The sequence below is a fragment of the Geodermatophilus ruber genome, from assembly GCF_900114385.1.
In the GTDB taxonomy this organism is placed as follows: Bacteria; Actinomycetota; Actinomycetes; order Mycobacteriales; family Geodermatophilaceae; genus Geodermatophilus; species Geodermatophilus ruber.
Window position 1 is genome coordinate 354,361 of sequence record NZ_FOSW01000003.1, and the last position, 15,371, is coordinate 369,731.

Consider the following 15,371-nt stretch of genomic DNA (forward strand, 5'->3'; position numbering starts at 1 on the left):
GCCTCACAACTCGACCGGCATTCCCCGCCGATCGACGTCGTCCCTGTCGAACCTGCTCTACGGCGGCTACCTCGAGATCGTCCTCGCGCGGTCCACGAGCCACTCGCTGGACCGGCACATCAGCACCGGCGGCCAGCCACGTCACCTGCCGAGCGCGGGCGGCCGCGCTCGCCGCCTGCCGCAGCGCGGCCGGTGCCTTACCTCGGTACCCGCACTAGGCGCGCCGGACCGGAGCCGCGAGCCGCGTCGGTGACCCACCGCCGGCGCCGGTGCCGACCTCGACCAGCCCGCGGCCGAACGCGTCGACCCGGCCCCACCGTCCGGGGATGTCGAGCAGCTCGATGCGGCCGATGCCGACCGGCAGTGCCGGCTCGACCACCAGGTGGTTCCCGTGCGGCTCCAGGCCCAGCATCGTGCGCAGGTACAGCAGCGGCGCCCCGGTGGACCACGCCTGCGGGCTGCAGGCCGTGGGGAACTCGACGGGGTACTTCGTCAGCGTGCGCTCGTAGCCGCCGAACGCCTCGGGCAGGCGGCCGTGGTAGAAGTCCGCGGCGTCCAGGTTGCCCGCCGCGATCCGGGCGGCCTCGACGGGGAAGCCGTAGCGGCGCAGCCCCCAGGCGATGAACGAGTTGTCGAACGGCCACACCGTGCCGTTGTGGTAGCCGATCGGGTTGTACCGGGCCTCACCCGCGGCCAGGGTGCGCACGCCCCAGCCGGAGAACAGCCGGGGGCCGAGCAGGTGCCCGGCGATCGCCGGCGCCCGGTCGGCGTCGACGATGCCGCTCCACAGCAGGTGGCCGACGTTGGACGACAGCGCGTCCACCCAGGCGCCGTCGGCGTCGAGGGCGAGCGCGTAGTACTGCCCGTCCTCGATCCAGAAGTCGCGGTTGAACCGGTTCTTGAGGTCGGCCGCCGCCCGCTCGAGGTCGTCGGCGTAGGCGGGGTCGTCCCAGAACTCGCGCGCGAGGCGGGCGCCGCGCATCTTGGCGTCGTAGGCGTACCCCTGCAGCTCGCAGGTGGCTCGCGGGAATCCGGGCAGCCGGCCGTCGCGGTACGAGATCCCGTCCCAGGAGTCCTTCCAGCACTGGTTCTCCAGGCCGGTCTCCTCGTTGCGCCGCTGGTAGGCGACGTAGCCGTTGCCCTGCAGGTCCGCATAGTCGTCGATCCAGCGCAGCGCCGCGCGCAGCTCCTGCTCGTACTGGCGCACCAGCTCGGCGTCCCCCGTCCACCGCTCGTACTCGTCCGCCAGGACCACGTACAGCGGCGTGGCGTCGGCGGTGCCGTAGTACGGGGTGTGCGGTCGCTCCTGGAACGCGCTCAGCTCGCCGTAGCGGACCTCGTGCAGGATGCGGCCGGGGTCCTCGTCGCGGAAGTCGTCGACGCGGTTCCCCTGCCAGTCGCCCAGCACCCGCAGCGTCGTCCTCGCCAGTTCCGGGGCGAAGGGGAGGGCCTGCAGGCTGGTGAAGATGCTGTCGCGGCCGAACATCGTCATGAACCACGGCAGTCCGGCCGCGGGCAGGCTGTGCGGACCGGCGATGATCGGCGAGAACCGCAGCGCCGCGAGGTCGATCAGGCTCCGCCGGTAGGTCGCGACGAGGGAGTCGGAGTCGCACGTCAGGCGCGGTGCCCGGGCGAGCCAGCGCTCGAGGTCCTCGAGCATCTCCCGCCGCTCGTCGTCGGCGGCCGCCGTCGGCTTGAGGGGGCGTTCGCCGGGTCCCAGGACCACCGCGCGGACGGTCAGCTCGGTGTGCCAGGCGCCGTGCGGCTCGATGTGGGTGGTGAACGTCAGCCCGTGCTCGTCGACCTCGGCGGGTTGGGTCGAGGTCACCGTCGTGCTGCGGTGGAACGTCTCCCGTCGGTAGCTCATCACCAGTTGCCCGGCCACCGCCTCGACGGTGTACGAACCCTTCTTCTGAAGGGCGTCCTTGACCTCGAACAGGTCCGCGAAGTCGGCTGCCGCCTCGATCCGGATCGTCAGTTCGACCGGCTTCACGTCGTGGTTGAGCACGGTGAGCTGCTCGAGGAAGCCGTCGGCGACCGCGCGCTGGCGGATGACGGTGGTCTTCGCGTCGACGTAGACCGTGCCGGTGCCCGGGACGAGGAAGAACCGGGTCTCGAAGTACTGCAGGTCGTCGGTGGAGAGGGCGGTCAGCCGCTCGTCGTCGACCGTCAGCACCCACCGCGACAGGAACCGGGTGTCGAACGCGAACAGCCCGGTCGGGTCGGTGGGCGAGGCCTCGATGTCGCCCCGCCTGTCGCAGACCACGAACGTGCTGCCGTTGAGGATCCGGACGAGGTCCTCGCTCACGACGGCGGCCCTCCCGCCGCGGCGACGGCGCGACCGGCCGAGCCGCCCGACGTGCGCGGGAACAGCCGCTGGGCCAGCACCATCAACTCGAAGTCCCCGTCGATGGCAGCCGCACCCCGGAGCAGCGCCGCCAGCGCGCTGGTCCGGCCGCTCACGACGTCGTCGCAGACCGCGCGCTCCGCGATGATCACGCAATCGGCGGGCTCGTCGCTCACGGCCACCCGGAGGTCGCCGTGGTCGATCCGGACCAGCCGGTGCTCGGTCCGGTCGCCGTCGAGGATGTCCCAGCGCACGGTCGCGCTGAGCCGCCTGAGCATCGGTTCATGTCCGCGGCGTTCCAGATCCGCGAAGAAGTCGTCGATCGCCGTCATGGAGGAGTCCCCCTGCGCCCGGGATCGGGTGGGCGGCCGGCGTCGTCGCGGCCGCGTCGGCACCCCCGCGTCTCCTCCGCGGGCCGACAGACCGAACCTACCGGCGCGGCGGTGCGGGCGTCTCGGCCGCGACCCCGCTGTACTGCGCTGCCGGGCGCATCTGGCAATGGCGCGACACGTCTGGCAACCGGGCGCCCCTCCCGGATCCGGGCATCGCGCGCACCCACCGTGCCGATGTGGCCGAGACCCCGTCCCGGCGCCGGCCGCCCGGGCGGGTGCGGCACGACCCGTTCGGCGGGACGCCGCGACACTGTGGCTGGATAGGCGGCTGCCCCCTCCCACCTTCGCGGCGCTCTCGGTCGGTGACCTGCGTGGCGCCGGCCGGCGACGTCTCGGGTGGTGGGGATGTCGACGGCAACTCATCCATCTCGTCGCCGAAGAGGACGCCGCGAACACGATGCTGGGTGATCTCGTCCGATCGGCCGCGCCCCTCCCCCACTGCGGAGACCGCAGGTGGGACGGCTCCCCCTTCGCGGCGCCAAGTCCCCCTCGGACACAGAGTCGAAGGGCCCGCAGCGACGGGTAGAACCGCCATCGCCGCGGGCCCTTCGTCGTTCACGACCTGTGCAGCCGAGGGCGAGCGTCGCGGTCGACCTGAACCGGCCTGGTCCTTCAGCGAAGGCTCGGGGGTCCCGTGCTCACCGGATCGTCCGGGAGGACCCGGCTACGGAGCCGGAGCCGGAGCCGGTGTGGGGCCGAAGGTGCCGGCGCCCACCCGGACAACGGCTCCCGGAACCGGTCCGGGGAAGCCGGCGCTGTCGGCCGTGGAGTACAGCCGGCCGTCCTCGACCAGCACGCCCACGGGCGTGGGGATCGGGCTGTACGTCCGGTTGCCGCGCCGGTCGATCCGCACGATCTGGCCCTCGGTGATCTCCGAGACGTAGATGGTGCCGTCCCGGCCGACGGCGACACCGGTGGCGCTGGTGAGGTCCTCGATCACCCGCACCACGTGACCGCGCTGGTTCAGCACGTAGATCCGGGCCGCACCGGGGACCTCGGCGCCCAGGGTGCTGACGTAGAGCAGCCCGTCCCGCCCCTCGACCACGCCGGTGGGCACCGGGTCGCAGCCGACGGTGCCCGGGTTGGCCTGGCGGCCGGCGCAGCCCTCGACCTCGCCCGGGCTCACCAGAGGCGGCACGAAGAAGGTGCTCACCTTCCCGGTGCGGCGGTCCACCGCCAGCACGGCGTTGGCGGCGGCATCGGCCACCAGGACCCGCCGGTCCTGGGCGAGCACCGAGAACGGGTTGGACTGGGCGTCCGGGGCGTCGGGGTCCTGGCCGTCGGGGTTGTTCGCCTTCTCGTACGCGAGCAGGTCGATCTTCTTCAGCACCTCGCCGTTCGGCTTGGCGATCAGCAGCGCCATGGAGTCCTGGCCCGGGCCCGGCTGGGGGGCGCCCGGCACCGGCGCCGGCGCGCCCACCGCGACGAACAGCAGCCCGTCGTCGTAGTCGACGCCCTGCGGGCTGAACAGCCCGTCGAGCAGGGTGGTCACCGTGCCCGTGCGGACGTCGATCGCGGAGATCCCGCCGGAGTCGGACTCGGCGACGACGAACCGCTGGCCGCGGTACTCGTTCAGCTGCCGAGGGCCGGACAGACCTTCGGCCACCGTGGTGACCGACGCGTCGCCCCGTCCGCTCCGGTCCCGGTCGTCGGCGCCGGCCGTGCCGGGTGACGCGGCGATGACGCCGAGCGCGGTGAGCATCACGGCGGCTGCTCTCGAGGGCTTCATGGACATCTCTCCTGGGAGTCGGGGGGGAGCTGAGAACCCGGCGGAGAGTTCCGGCTACGCCGCGTGCACCTCAAGACCACCAGGCATCACGGAGCGGAGGCGACACCGCCGACCTCGTGTGTCGTGGCTCCCGGTGGTCGCCGCAATCCGCGGCGTCGCAGGCCGCATCGCGCTCCGCCCGGGTGCGCCGGAAATCCGGAGGACGTCCCCGCGTCGATCACATCGCCCGCCGCGGCGTATGGGCAGATCAGATACGGATCGGTGCGATCCACCGCGTTCGGTGCGCCCGGCCGGCCGGGGATTGTAGCGGGGGCGCCGACGGACGGCGATGTCGTCGTTGGCCGTTCCGCTGTTCACGAGCAGCGCGCTCCCCGGTCCACTCCTCCGCGAGCTGATGTCGAACGTGCCTGCCCCGGCATGAGTCACGCGCCCGACGATGACCGGGGTGAGGTGCCCCGCCGGTGGCCCCTCCGCTCCCGCAGTCTCGTCCTGAGGGCCGCGACCCGGCGGCGGACGGCGTCCCGGACGGCGGCGGCGCCGATCGCCAGCGCGCTCGGGCCGGCGCCGACGTCCGGGGCCTGGCCGGTCCGCGCGGTCTCGTCGAGGGCGTGCGCGAACTGCTCGAACATCCGCTGGCTCACGTCACCGGCCAGCGCGCGGCCGAACTGGGCGATCCGGCCGGAGAGGAACACCGCGGCGTCGGCGCGCAGTTCGGTGCCGCCGTCGGGGGTGGCCGTCGCGCGCAGTCCGATGTCGGCGGCGGTGCGGTTGCCGCCGGTGTCCGCACCCTGGGCCAGCAGCGCCAGCCGGTGCTCGGCCTCGTCGCGCTCGGTGATCCGCGCCAGGCCCCGGAAGGCCAGCCGCACCGGGCCGAGCGCCACCTTGGCCCGGCCCCGGTAGCGGTCGTCGCCGAGGTCCTCGGTCATCTCCGCCCCCGGCAGGCAGCGGGCCAGCCGGTGCACGTCGGTCATGACCGCCCAGACGTCGGCGAGCGAGCTGGTCAGCAGGCGGGTGACCTCGACGGTGAGGGTCGGGGTGCCGGTCGGCCGGGTGATGTCGGTGGGCACCGCCTCCTCGGCGTCCCCCACCGGCGCCCTGTCCAGGGCGATCGAGCTGGTGCCACCCCCGCGGCCGACGAGGGTGCGCGGCGCGCAGTTGCGCGGCGGCGGCACCCCCTCCGGGTGCGCCTCGGCGAAGTCGGCGACCGCCGCGAGGATGCCGCGGTAGCCGGTGCACCGGCAGATCACCCCGGACAGCTCCTCGGGCAGGCTGTCGGCGTCCACCCCGGGCTCGTGCGCGAGCAGGTCGTAGGAGCTCATCAGGAAGCCGGGGGTGCAGAAGCCGCACTGCAGCGCGTGGTGGTGGCTGAAGGCCTGCTGCAGCGGGTGCTGATCGTCCTGGGTGCCCAGCCCCTCGACCGTGACGACGTCGGTGCCCTCGGCCTGCACGGCGAAGACCAGGCAGGCGCGGGCGGCGTCGCCGTCGATGAGCACGGTGCACATGCCGCACACGCCGTGCTCGCAGCCCAGGTGCGTGCCGGTCAGGCCGAGGTGCTGGCGCAGCGCGTCGGCCAGGTGCATGCGGGCTGGCACCCGGATGGTCACCGGGGTCCCGTTGACCGTGAACGAGACGTCGATCAGCTCGTCCGCTGCGGCCTTCACCGCGCGCTGGTGCTCGGTGGTGGTCATGACGGGCTCTCCGTTGCTCGGCGGTGGGCGCGGGCCAGCTCGCGGGCGGCGAGGACGGCGAACAGCCGCCGCCGGTAGCCCTGCGAGCCGTGGGCGTCCCCCGCGGTGTCGACCATCTCCCGGGCCAGCTCCTCGGTGCCGGGGCGCAGCGCGGTCTCGACGTCGGCCTCCCCGGCCGCGGCCCGGACCAGCTCGGTGACGTCACGGGTGACCGGGCGGTCGGAGACCCCGAAGCCGGACAGCACCGCCTCGGCGACGGCGCCGTCCCGGGAGCGGACCCGGGTGACGACGCCGGCCAGCGCGAAGTCGCCGTGCCGGCGGGCCAGCTCGGCGAAGCCGAAGCCCTCCCCGGGCCCGGCAGCCGGGAACTGCACGGCGGTGAGGATCTCGTCCGGGCCGACCGCGGTGGTCATCGCACCCTGGAAGAAATCAGCTGCGCGCACGGTGCGCCGCCCGCGCGGTCCGGTGACCTCCAGGGCCGCCCCCAGGCAGAGGGCGACGGCGGGCAGCTCGGCACCGGGATCGGCGTGCGCCAGGCTGCCGCAGACCGTGCCGCGGCTGCGCAGCTCGCGGTGCCCGACGAAGGGCAGCGCCAGCCCGAGCAGCGGCACGGCGGCCGCCGCGGAACTGCGCTCCACGTGCCGCTGCCGGACCGTGGCACCGATCCGCAGCGCGCCGTCGCGGCGCTCGAGCCCGTCGAGGCCGGCGACGGCGTTGATGTCGACGAGGGTGCCCGGCCGGCCCAGGCGCATCGCCAGGACCGGCACCAGGGACTGCCCCCCGGCCAGCACCTTGCCGTCACCGTCGGTCGCGGCCAGCTCGGCGACGGCGTCGTCCAGCGTCGCCGGGCGCACGTAGGCGAACGGGGCCGGCTTCACTCAGCTCACCGCCCGACGAAGTCGGGCTTGCGCTTCTCGCCGAACGCCGTGACGCCCTCGGCGAAGTCCTGCGTCGCCCGCAGCATCGCGTAGGCCTTCCGCTCCAGCTCGATGCCGGTGTACAGCGGGCCGTCGATGCCCCGGTCGAGCACCTCCTTGCCGGTCTGCAGCGCGATCGGTGAGAAGCCGAGCAGCTTGGTGACCAGCTTCTCCACGCCCTCGTAGAGCGCGTCGCGGTCGGCGAAGAGCTCCTCGGAGACCAGGCCCCAGTCGAGCGCGTCCTGCGCCTGGATCCGGGTGGCGGTGAGGATGTGGTACTTCGCCCGGGAGAGGCCGATCAGCCGGGCCAGCCGCTGGGTGCCGCCGCTGCCGGGGATCATCCCGAGGTTCATCTCCGGCAGCGCGAACTGGCTGCGGCCGGTGGCCAGCCGGATGTCGCAGGAGAGCGCGAGCTCGAGGCCGACGCCGAAGCAGTAGCCGTCGATGGCCGCGATGACCGGCTTGCCGCTGCGGGCCGGGGCGGTGATGTCCTGGCCGAGGTGGGAGAGGTCGATCGGGTCGACCTCCATGAACCCGGCGATGTCGCCGCCGGAGGTGAAGTGCTTGCCGTCGGACCGGATGACGACGGCGCGCACCCGCTCGTCCCGGTCGATCTCGGCGAAGCGCTCGGCCATCTTGGCCCGCATCTCCATCGTGACGACGGTGTAGCCGCCGTGGGAGAGGGTCAGGTAGGCGACCCGGCCGTCGTGGCCGTGGTCGAGCAGGACGTCGCCACCGGTCGTGGGCATGCGGGGAGCTCCTCGGTTGCAGGGGGTGGGTGTCAGGCCGGACGGCGGACACCGTCGAGCAGGTCGAACAGGACGGTGCCGTGCACCGGCAGCTGGTTGATCGCCAGGCCGTGCGGGGACAGCGCGTCGGTGACCGCGTTGGCCACGGCCGCCGGGAAGCTCATCGAGCTGCCCTCGCCGCTGCCCTTCGCACCGAGCGGGGTCAGCGGCGACGGCGTCACCACGTGGTCGGTCACCAGGGGGAACCCGGCCTCGGCGGTGGTCGGGCAGAGGTAGTCGAGGAAGGTCGCCGACGTCGGCTGGCCGCCCTCGGAGTAGGTGAACTCCTCGTACATCGCCCCGCCGAGGGCCTGGGTGAGCGCGCCGTGGACCTGGCCGTCGAGCAGGGTCTGGTTGAGCACGGTGCCGGCGTCGTGCACGGAGGAGACCCGTTCGATGGTGATCTCGAGGGTGTCGGGGTCGATCCGCACCGCGACGAGCTCGGCGACGAAGCCGTAGCAGAGGCTGGAGTTGATCCGCTCGTCGCGGGTGGCCGCGCGGACCTCGCGCGGGGCGAAGGCCGCCTCCTCGTAGAGCCGGGCCGGGGTGCCCTCGGGCAGCGCGCCGGGGTCCCAGTGCACGACGCCGGCGGCGTGCCGGAAGAGCACGGACCGGCCGGGGTCGCCGGTCACCCGGACCGTGCCGTCGGCGAGCTCGAGCTGCTCGGGCGCGGTCTCGAGCAGCACGCTGCCGGCGGCCTTCACCGTGCCGGCGATCCGGTCGCAGGCCGCGACGACGGCGCTGGTGACCAGCGGCGCGAAGCGGGAGGAGTAGCTGCCCGAGGTGACCGTCCAGGGGGTGGTCGCGGTGTCCATCTCGATGACGACGCGGACCTGCTCCTCCGGCAGCCCGAGGCGCCGGGCGGCGACCTGCCGCGCGGTGGTGGCGTGCCCTTGGCCCTGCGGGACGCTGCCGAGCAGCACCGTGACGATGCCCTGGACGTCGACGCTGACCCGGACGTGCTCGGTGGAGCCGGACTTGTCACGGCCGGGCTTGCGGTCGGCGGCGGGCGTGGCCAGCCCGACGTAGCCGATGTTGGTGCCGGAGGGGTCGACGACCGCGGCCAGGCCGATGCCGTAGAGCTCGCCGCGCTCGCGGGCCGCCGCCTGCCGGCGGCGCAGCTCGTCGAGGTCGGCGTTGCGCACCGCGAGGCGGATGGCCGCCTCGTAGTTGCCGGAGTCGTAGACGCCGCCGGTCGGGGTCTCGTACGGGAAGGCGTCGGCCGGCACCAGGTTGCGGCAGCGCGCCTCGACGACGTCGAGCCCGGTGGCCCTGGCGACGTCGTCCATCAGCCGCTCCAGGCCGAAGTAGAGCTGCTGGCCGCCGAAGCCGCGGTTGAGCCCGGTCGGCATGGTGTTGGTGACGACGGCGCGGGCGCGGATCTGCACGGCCGGGATCCGGTAGGCGCCGGTGATGTTGCCGTAGCAGCGGTAGAGGGTGCTGGGCTCCGGCGGGCGCATGTAGGCGCCGACGTTGTCGGCGAGGTCGGCGCGCAGCGCGGTGATCCGGCCGTCGTCGTCGACGGCCGCCTCGAACCGCATCATCCGGTCGGCCCCGGTGGAGCTGGCGAGCAGGTGCTCGACGCGGTCCTCCGACCAGCGCACCGGTGTCCGGGCGTACTTGGAGGCCAGCGCCAGCAGGACGACGTAGGGATAGATGCCGGCCTTGATGCCGAAGCTGCCCCCGATGTCGGCCGGCACGTGCAGCCGCACCCGGGAGGTCGGGATGCCCAGCGCCCCGGCCATGACCGGGACCATGGTGAACGGGCCGTGGAAGTTGGCCCAGGCCTCGACCGCGGGACCGGCCGGCTCGTCGGTCCAGTTCGCGACGACGGAGTAGCACTCCATCGGCACCGAGGAGTAGCGCGGGAAGTCGTAGGTGCCCGTGACGACCTGCGCGGCCTCGGCGAAGGCGCGGTCGACCGCACCGAAGGTGAAGGTGCGGTCGGTGGCGATGTTGGAGCCCTGGTCCTCGTGCAGCAGGGGGGCGTCGTCGGCGAGGGCGGCGCGGACGCCGACGACCGGGTCGAGCAGCTCGTACTCGACGTCGACGAGCTCGGCGGCGTCCTCGGCGACGTACCGGTCGCTGGCGACGACGACCGCCACCGGCTCGCCCACGTAGCGGACCTTGTCGGTGCCGGTCGGGAAGTACGGCATCCGGGTGGTCACCGACAGCGGGAAGGGCTCGAGCTCGGCGGCCACCTCCTCCGGCCCGATGACGGCGGTGACGCCGGGGTGCCGACGGGCACGGGACAGGTCCACCGTGCGGATCCGGGCGTGCGGGTGAGGGCTGCGGACGATCGCCGCGGTCAACGTGCCCGGCAGCGGGTCCAGGTCGTCGAGGAACCTCCCCTGCCCGGTGACGAGCGGGGCGTCCTCGATGCGGGTAGGAGTCCAGCGGGGGGCGGTGTCGGCGTCAGGCACGGGCGCCTCCGGTATCGAGGTCGGCCAGGGACTGGTACTCCCCGGCGGTCAGTGCGCGGCGGAGGGTCTTGCCGACGGCGGAGCGGGGAATGGCGCCGATCGCCACGACGCGCTTGGGCCGCTTCAGCGACGGGAGGTGGCTCGTCGCGTAGTCCTGCAGCTCGCGCACGGCCTGGTCGGGGGCGCGGCCGTCGGCGGGGACGACGAACGCGGTGACCGCGCTGCCCCAGCGCTCGTCGGGCATCCCGACGACGCAGACGTCCGCGACGGCGGGGCAGCGCACGAGGGCGGCCTCGATCTCGTCGGGGTAGATGTTCTCGCCGCCGGAGTTGATCATGTCGTCGACCCGGCCGGAGACCCACAGGTCGCCGTCCTCGTCGGCGGTGGCGAGGTCGCCGGTGTAGTACCAGCCCCGGCGGATCGACTTCTCGTCGGCGTCCGGGCGGTGCCAGTAGCCACCGAACGCCTCGGGGCTGGCCATGCTGACGATGACCTGGCCCTGCTCCCCCGGGCCGACCAGCGCGTCGGGCGCGGCGCCGACGTCGGGCTCGACCAGCCGGACTCGGGAGAACAGCCCGGCGCGGCCGGCGCAGCCGGGCTTGCGCAGGCCGTCGGGGCCGATGGTGAAGGTGTAGATCTCGGTGCTGCCGTAGTGGTTGACCAGCACCTGCGGGTTCAGCGCCTCGGCCAACTGCTCGGCGAGGGCCGGGGTCATCGCCGCGCCGGCGTAGGCCAGCCGGTCGACCCCGGTGCCGGCGAAGCCGTCCTCGCGCAGCAGCGACCAGTAGATGGTGGGCACCAGGTACAGCGAGCTGACCCGCTCCTCCTGGATCAGCCGCACGGACTCGGCCGCGTCGAACCGGGCCTGGGGCACCCACGTGCCGCCGCAGACGATGCTGGCCAGCAGGGTGCGCAGCCCCATGGTGTGGAACAGCGGCATGACCCCGAGGACGATCTCGCCCTGCCGCAGCTGGGTCTGCACCAGGTGGGCGACGGCGGCGGTGTGCTCGGCACGGTGCGACCGGGGCACGCCCTTGGGGCGGCCGGTGGTGCCGGAGGTGTAGAGCATGACGCTGATGCCGGACTCGTCCGGCGGGTCGCCGAGGGCACCGTCCGGCTGGCCGTCCACGGCCAGCTCGCCGACGTCGCGGTGCCGCGTCGAGATCCCGGCCCTCTCCGCCGTCGGGGCTGTGGTCTCGTCGGTGACCAGCAGGGCCGCCTCGGCGTCCTCGAGGCAGTAGCCGAGTTCCTCGGGACCGAGGCGCGTCGACAGCGGGACGCTGACCGCGCCGAGCTTCTGCGCGGCCAGGTGCAGGCTGGCCAGGGGCTCGCCGCCGGCCAGGAAGAACCCGACCCGGTCGCCACGCCGGACCCCGAGATCGGCCAGGGCACGGGCGAGCTGGTTGGTGCGCGCGTCCCACCGGCGGTACGACAGCGGCCGGGGACCACCGACCGCGCGGCGGTCCGGGTGACGCTGGGCAGTCCATGTCAGGGCGGTGGCGAGGTCCATGCGTCACCCTCCGAAACCCGATCGACAATGATCTGGGTTGGACCATATAGACCAGAAGATTAGGCTGGCAATCGTGGCGTCCGAACGGCTCTCGCCGACCTCCTACGTGGTGCTCGGGACGCTCGGGCTGCGCGGGCCGTCGACGTCCTACGACCTCAAGCGGGCGGTCAACCGGTCGATCGGCTACTTCTGGACGTTCCCCCACGCCGCCCTGTACTCGGAGCCGCAGCGCCTCGAGCAGATGGGGCTGCTGACCGCCTCCAGCGAACAGGAAGGCCGCCGGCGGCGGACGTACTCGATCACCGAGGAGGGGCTGCGGGAGCTACGCGCCTGGCTGGCCGCGCCGACCAACGAGCACTTCCAGCTGCGCGACGTCGCTGAGCTGAAGCTGTTCTTCAACGAGCTCGGGGAGCCCGGGAACGTGACGCGGCTGGCGCGCGAGCAGATCGCCGCGCACACCGAGCGGATCGCGGTCTACGAGGACATGCAGCGGCGGTACGGCGACGTTCGCGGCGTCGCCCCGCGGATGGTCACGCTCCGGCTCGGCCTGGAGATGGAGCACGCGGCGCTGCGGTTCTGGACCGCGCTGGAGAAGGACCCCGACGCGTGGCTGCCCCCGGTGGCCGGCGACGCGGCCGCCCGGGGGTAGATCAACGAGGCGGTGGCCGCACGCGGCCACCTGGGCCGACGAGCACCGCGGCCCGGGCCGACGGGGCAATCATGATCAGCGATCTGCCCACCTTGCATCCGGCCGATCCTGCGGCCGCACCGGACGAGGCTCGCAGCATCGACCCGGCCGGCCTTCGTCACAGCTGCAGCCGGGAGTGGGGCCGCGCTCCTGGTCGCCCGCTCAGCCGCGTTGCGACCACCTTTCGGCAAGGGATCAACTTCTCGCCCGGGCCGGAGCACCTCGGCCCAGCACGGTCGAACCTGTGCACGCACAGCGCTCCTGTGGGCGCGCGCGGCCTCCTGTGCGGCTCAGCGCCGACTTTCCACTCAGCTGCACGTCCGACACGCCTCTCCCATTCCGCGACATCCGGTCACGCGCCCGAGCGACAAGTTTCTCTTCCCCATTTTCAGCGGCACGCTCCGCGGAATGTCCTCATGCTCCCGGAGTGCGGCAACCCCGAATCGCATCGCAACTCCGGTGGACGACGCCCGGGAATCCGTTCGGTCATCGGCAGCCCCTCGGACGGGTGGTGAGCCGACTGCCGGCGGGCGACCGCGCAGTTCCGGCCCGGGTCTCCCCCGTCGGCGCGCGCCCACCGCGCTCGCGCCTCGCGCCTCGCGCCTCGCGCCTCGCGCCTCGCGGCTGACGAGAGGATGGCCGCGCTTTCCCATTCGCCGACAACCGAGGGTCGTAGGACGAAAGTCCCGCCCGGCGCTGAATTCGTTCGCAGATAGGTTCCCGATATGCGGACTCCTCGATTTCTGATCGTTCTCGCGGCGGCGGCAACCGCCGCGGGCGCCGGCGTCGTCGCCCTCCCGGCCCAGGCCGCCGTGCCGGCCGAGTGTGCGCCTGACCCCTGGGAGCCCGACGGCGATTTCGGCTTCTCCGCCGGTGTCGCGGCGCCGGTCACGGTCGGCAGCACGGTGACCAGGGCGATCTGCCAGGCCCCCAACCCCTTCCCGCGCACGACCGCGGGCCAGGACTTCGACTTCTTCCGGTTCACCACGACGGGCGGCAAGTCCTACACCGGCGAGATCACCGCCGCCGGCTCGGCGCTCGGCCTCGGAGGCCAAGGGGGCCTGCAGATCGGCGGCCTGTACCGCGTGAACGCCGACGGGTCGGGCACGTCCATCAACAACGTGACGATGGCCAACAGCTTCGAGCGCTTCACCACCGACGTGCTCCCGGCAGGCGAGTACGGGTTCCTCACCTATACGCCCGACAACCAGGTCTACACCGGCAACGTCCTCGACATCCGGACGGTCTCCGGCGCGGACGGGGCCTACTCGGTGAAGGTCTCGGAGTCCGCGGTATCCGTGCCCACGGTCGCCAGCGTCACGCTGCGGTCGAACTCGGTCAGGTACGGGTCGACCGTGACGGGCACGGTCACGATGAGCGGCCCGGCCCCGGAGGGCGGGATGTTCCTCTTCTCTGAGTCGAGCTCAAGGCTCACAGCGAACCCCAGCTCGCCGTACCTGCCCGCCGGCGCGAGGACCGTTGCCTTCACGGTCACCACGACGAGCCAGCGCCCGAGTCGTGACATGCAGGTGACGATCTCCTTCAACACGACGACCGGCACACCGAAGTCCGTCGTCCTGACCGTCAGACGGTGAGCGCGGGACACCGCCGGGCGTGAGGCGTTACCCGACGGGAGGATGCCGTCCGCTCCTGCGGGGACAGGGACGGGTCGAGCGGCCGCCTCACGAGCCGCTGGAAACCGGCCCGGTACTGGCCGGGCGCGCCGAGCAGGCCACAGATCACCCGTGAGGGGATCTCGCTTCCCGAAGCCGTCCTCGGCGCTCATGTCCTCGTCGGCGAGGCCGCGAGAGAAGTCAGGAGGCAGCGCCACGCTGAACCGCCGGGAATCGGACAGCCCCCGACGTCCGCGTGTCGCGCCACCAACCAGGCGCCGGCCCCGCAGGCGCGCTCGCACGTCGCCTCGGGGCGGAACGAGCCGTCGCGCGTACCCCCCGAGCGCGCAGGCTCGGGGGGGTACGCGGTCAGCAGCAGGAGGACACCGGTCAGTCGAACGACGAGGCCTGGGCCTGGAGCTCCTCGAGAGTGGTGGCGTCGTGGCCGAAGACCATGGTGCCGTCGTAGCGCTGCTGGAGCTGCTTGATCCAGCGGTAGCTCTTCCACCAGTCGAAGCTGTCGCGCCCGAGCCAGCCCTGCGGGACACCCTGCTCGAACAGGTCCCGCACGTGGAACAGGTCGCTGGTCAGGAAGAAGTGCCCCGAGTTGTTGGTCTCCACCTGCATGGTCATCAACCCCGGGGTGTGGCCGGGCATGTGCCGAAGGGTGATGCCCTCGAACAGCTCGGTCTCCTCGCGGTGGATGGGCTGCCAATTGAGCTCCCAGTTCAGATCACCGGGCACGTACGGGCCGATGTCCTCCTTGGTCGCCACGGCGTAGTAGTGCTCCTTGATCTCGAGCTCGTGGGCGTAGATCGGGATGTTCTTGCCCCGGAAGTGCTCGAGCCCGCCGGCGTGGTCGAGGTGCAGGTGGCCGATCACGATGGCGTTGATGTCGTCGATGCCGTAGCCGGCGGCCTCCAGCGCCTTGTCGAGGTGGTGGCGCTCCTCGTAGACGTTCAACGGGAACGCGTCGTAGGCCGGCGCCGGCCATTCCTCCTTCGCGTTCTGCGCGCAGCCGGTCTCGAAGAGGATCGGACCGTGCTTGGGATGCTCGATCACCGCGGCGATCACGGCGACCCGGCGGCGCTCGTACTGCGGGTTCGGGTCGGACTGCACCGCGGCATTGCAGCCGCGCATGAAGAAGCCGTCATCGGTGTCGATCCGCCCGAGATCGAGCAGAGACAACTTCATGCCCTTGATTCCTGGGGTCATCGTTGACCTCATCCTCTCCAGCCGTCGAGGAACTGCAGTGCATCACGGTCGACCACGTCGG

The 15,371-nt window shown here is 72.7% G+C and carries 11 protein-coding genes; 2 read left to right on the plus strand and 9 right to left on the minus strand.

Annotation, left to right across the window (positions count from 1 at the left end; genetic code table 11):
• Positions 1-214 precede the first annotated feature (214 nt).
• The 8 genes from BMZ50_RS06765 to BMZ50_RS06800 all read right to left on the minus strand — a co-directional run bounded on the left by BMZ50_RS06765 (position 215) and on the right by BMZ50_RS06800 (position 11,794).
• The gene (locus tag BMZ50_RS06765) at positions 215-2,308 is read right to left on the minus strand and encodes an amylo-alpha-1,6-glucosidase (RefSeq protein WP_091322526.1); all 2,094 of its coding nucleotides are present in this window, start codon (positions 2,306-2,308) and stop codon (positions 215-217) included.
• Positions 2,305-2,679 (minus strand): SCP2 sterol-binding domain-containing protein, encoded by a 375-nt coding sequence (locus tag BMZ50_RS24090; RefSeq protein WP_177212681.1) that lies wholly within the window; start codon positions 2,677-2,679, stop codon positions 2,305-2,307. The genes BMZ50_RS06765 and BMZ50_RS24090 overlap by 4 nt, the downstream gene beginning before the upstream one ends.
• Positions 2,680-3,403: 724 nt before the next feature.
• The gene (locus tag BMZ50_RS06775) at positions 3,404-4,468 is read right to left on the minus strand and encodes a ScyD/ScyE family protein (protein ID WP_177212682.1); all 1,065 of its coding nucleotides are present in this window, start codon (positions 4,466-4,468) and stop codon (positions 3,404-3,406) included.
• Between the two features lie 422 nt (positions 4,469-4,890).
• Positions 4,891-6,156 carry a xanthine dehydrogenase family Fe-S subunit gene (locus tag BMZ50_RS06780; RefSeq protein ID WP_091322529.1) on the minus strand — a complete coding sequence of 422 codons (1,266 nt, stop codon included), beginning with the start codon at positions 6,154-6,156 and terminating at the stop codon, positions 4,891-4,893.
• Positions 6,153-7,034 (minus strand): FAD binding domain-containing protein, encoded by an 882-nt coding sequence (locus tag BMZ50_RS06785; protein WP_091322530.1) that lies wholly within the window; start codon positions 7,032-7,034, stop codon positions 6,153-6,155. The genes BMZ50_RS06780 and BMZ50_RS06785 overlap by 4 nt, the downstream gene beginning before the upstream one ends.
• Positions 7,035-7,039: 5 nt before the next feature.
• A complete protein-coding gene (locus BMZ50_RS06790) occupies positions 7,040-7,822 on the minus strand; it encodes an enoyl-CoA hydratase/isomerase family protein (protein ID WP_091322531.1) in 783 nt (260 codons plus the stop codon).
• 32 nt (positions 7,823-7,854) lie between these two features.
• On the minus strand, positions 7,855-10,284 hold the full coding sequence (locus BMZ50_RS06795; protein ID WP_218146129.1) for a xanthine dehydrogenase family protein molybdopterin-binding subunit: 2,430 nt from the start codon (positions 10,282-10,284) through the stop codon (positions 7,855-7,857).
• On the minus strand, positions 10,277-11,794 hold the full coding sequence (locus BMZ50_RS06800; protein ID WP_091322532.1) for a class I adenylate-forming enzyme family protein: 1,518 nt from the start codon (positions 11,792-11,794) through the stop codon (positions 10,277-10,279). The genes BMZ50_RS06795 and BMZ50_RS06800 overlap by 8 nt, the downstream gene beginning before the upstream one ends.
• A 73-nt stretch (positions 11,795-11,867) precedes the next feature.
• Here BMZ50_RS06800 and BMZ50_RS06805 point away from each other — a divergent pair, with 73 nt between their 5' ends.
• Positions 11,868-12,443, plus strand: coding sequence for a PadR family transcriptional regulator (locus BMZ50_RS06805; protein WP_091322533.1), 576 nt, complete (start codon positions 11,868-11,870; stop codon positions 12,441-12,443).
• 764 nt (positions 12,444-13,207) lie between these two features.
• Positions 13,208-14,077, plus strand: coding sequence for a hypothetical protein (locus BMZ50_RS06810; RefSeq protein WP_091322534.1), 870 nt, complete (start codon positions 13,208-13,210; stop codon positions 14,075-14,077).
• A 408-nt stretch (positions 14,078-14,485) separates the two neighbouring features.
• Here BMZ50_RS06810 and BMZ50_RS06815 read toward each other — a convergent pair whose 3' ends face one another.
• Positions 14,486-15,310 carry an N-acyl homoserine lactonase family protein gene (locus BMZ50_RS06815; protein WP_177212683.1) on the minus strand — a complete coding sequence of 275 codons (825 nt, stop codon included), beginning with the start codon at positions 15,308-15,310 and terminating at the stop codon, positions 14,486-14,488.
• Positions 15,311-15,371: the final 61 nt, after the last annotated feature.

Excerpts from the sequence above, each read along its gene's own strand:
- BMZ50_RS24090 (WP_177212681.1), bottom strand. The coding sequence starts at position 2,679 with ATGACGGCGATCGACGACTTCTTCGCGGATCTGGAACGCCGCGGACAT.
- BMZ50_RS06775 (WP_177212682.1), bottom strand. The coding sequence starts at position 4,468 with ATGAAGCCCTCGAGAGCAGCCGCCGTGATGCTCACCGCGCTCGGCGTC.
- BMZ50_RS06780 (WP_091322529.1), bottom strand. The coding sequence starts at position 6,156 with ATGACCACCACCGAGCACCAGCGCGCGGTGAAGGCCGCAGCGGACGAG.
- BMZ50_RS06790 (WP_091322531.1), bottom strand. The coding sequence starts at position 7,822 with ATGCCCACGACCGGTGGCGACGTCCTGCTCGACCACGGCCACGACGGC.
- BMZ50_RS06800 (WP_091322532.1), bottom strand. The coding sequence starts at position 11,794 with ATGGACCTCGCCACCGCCCTGACATGGACTGCCCAGCGTCACCCGGAC.
- BMZ50_RS06810 (WP_091322534.1), top strand. The coding sequence starts at position 13,208 with ATGCGGACTCCTCGATTTCTGATCGTTCTCGCGGCGGCGGCAACCGCC.
- BMZ50_RS06815 (WP_177212683.1), bottom strand. The coding sequence starts at position 15,310 with ATGACCCCAGGAATCAAGGGCATGAAGTTGTCTCTGCTCGATCTCGGG.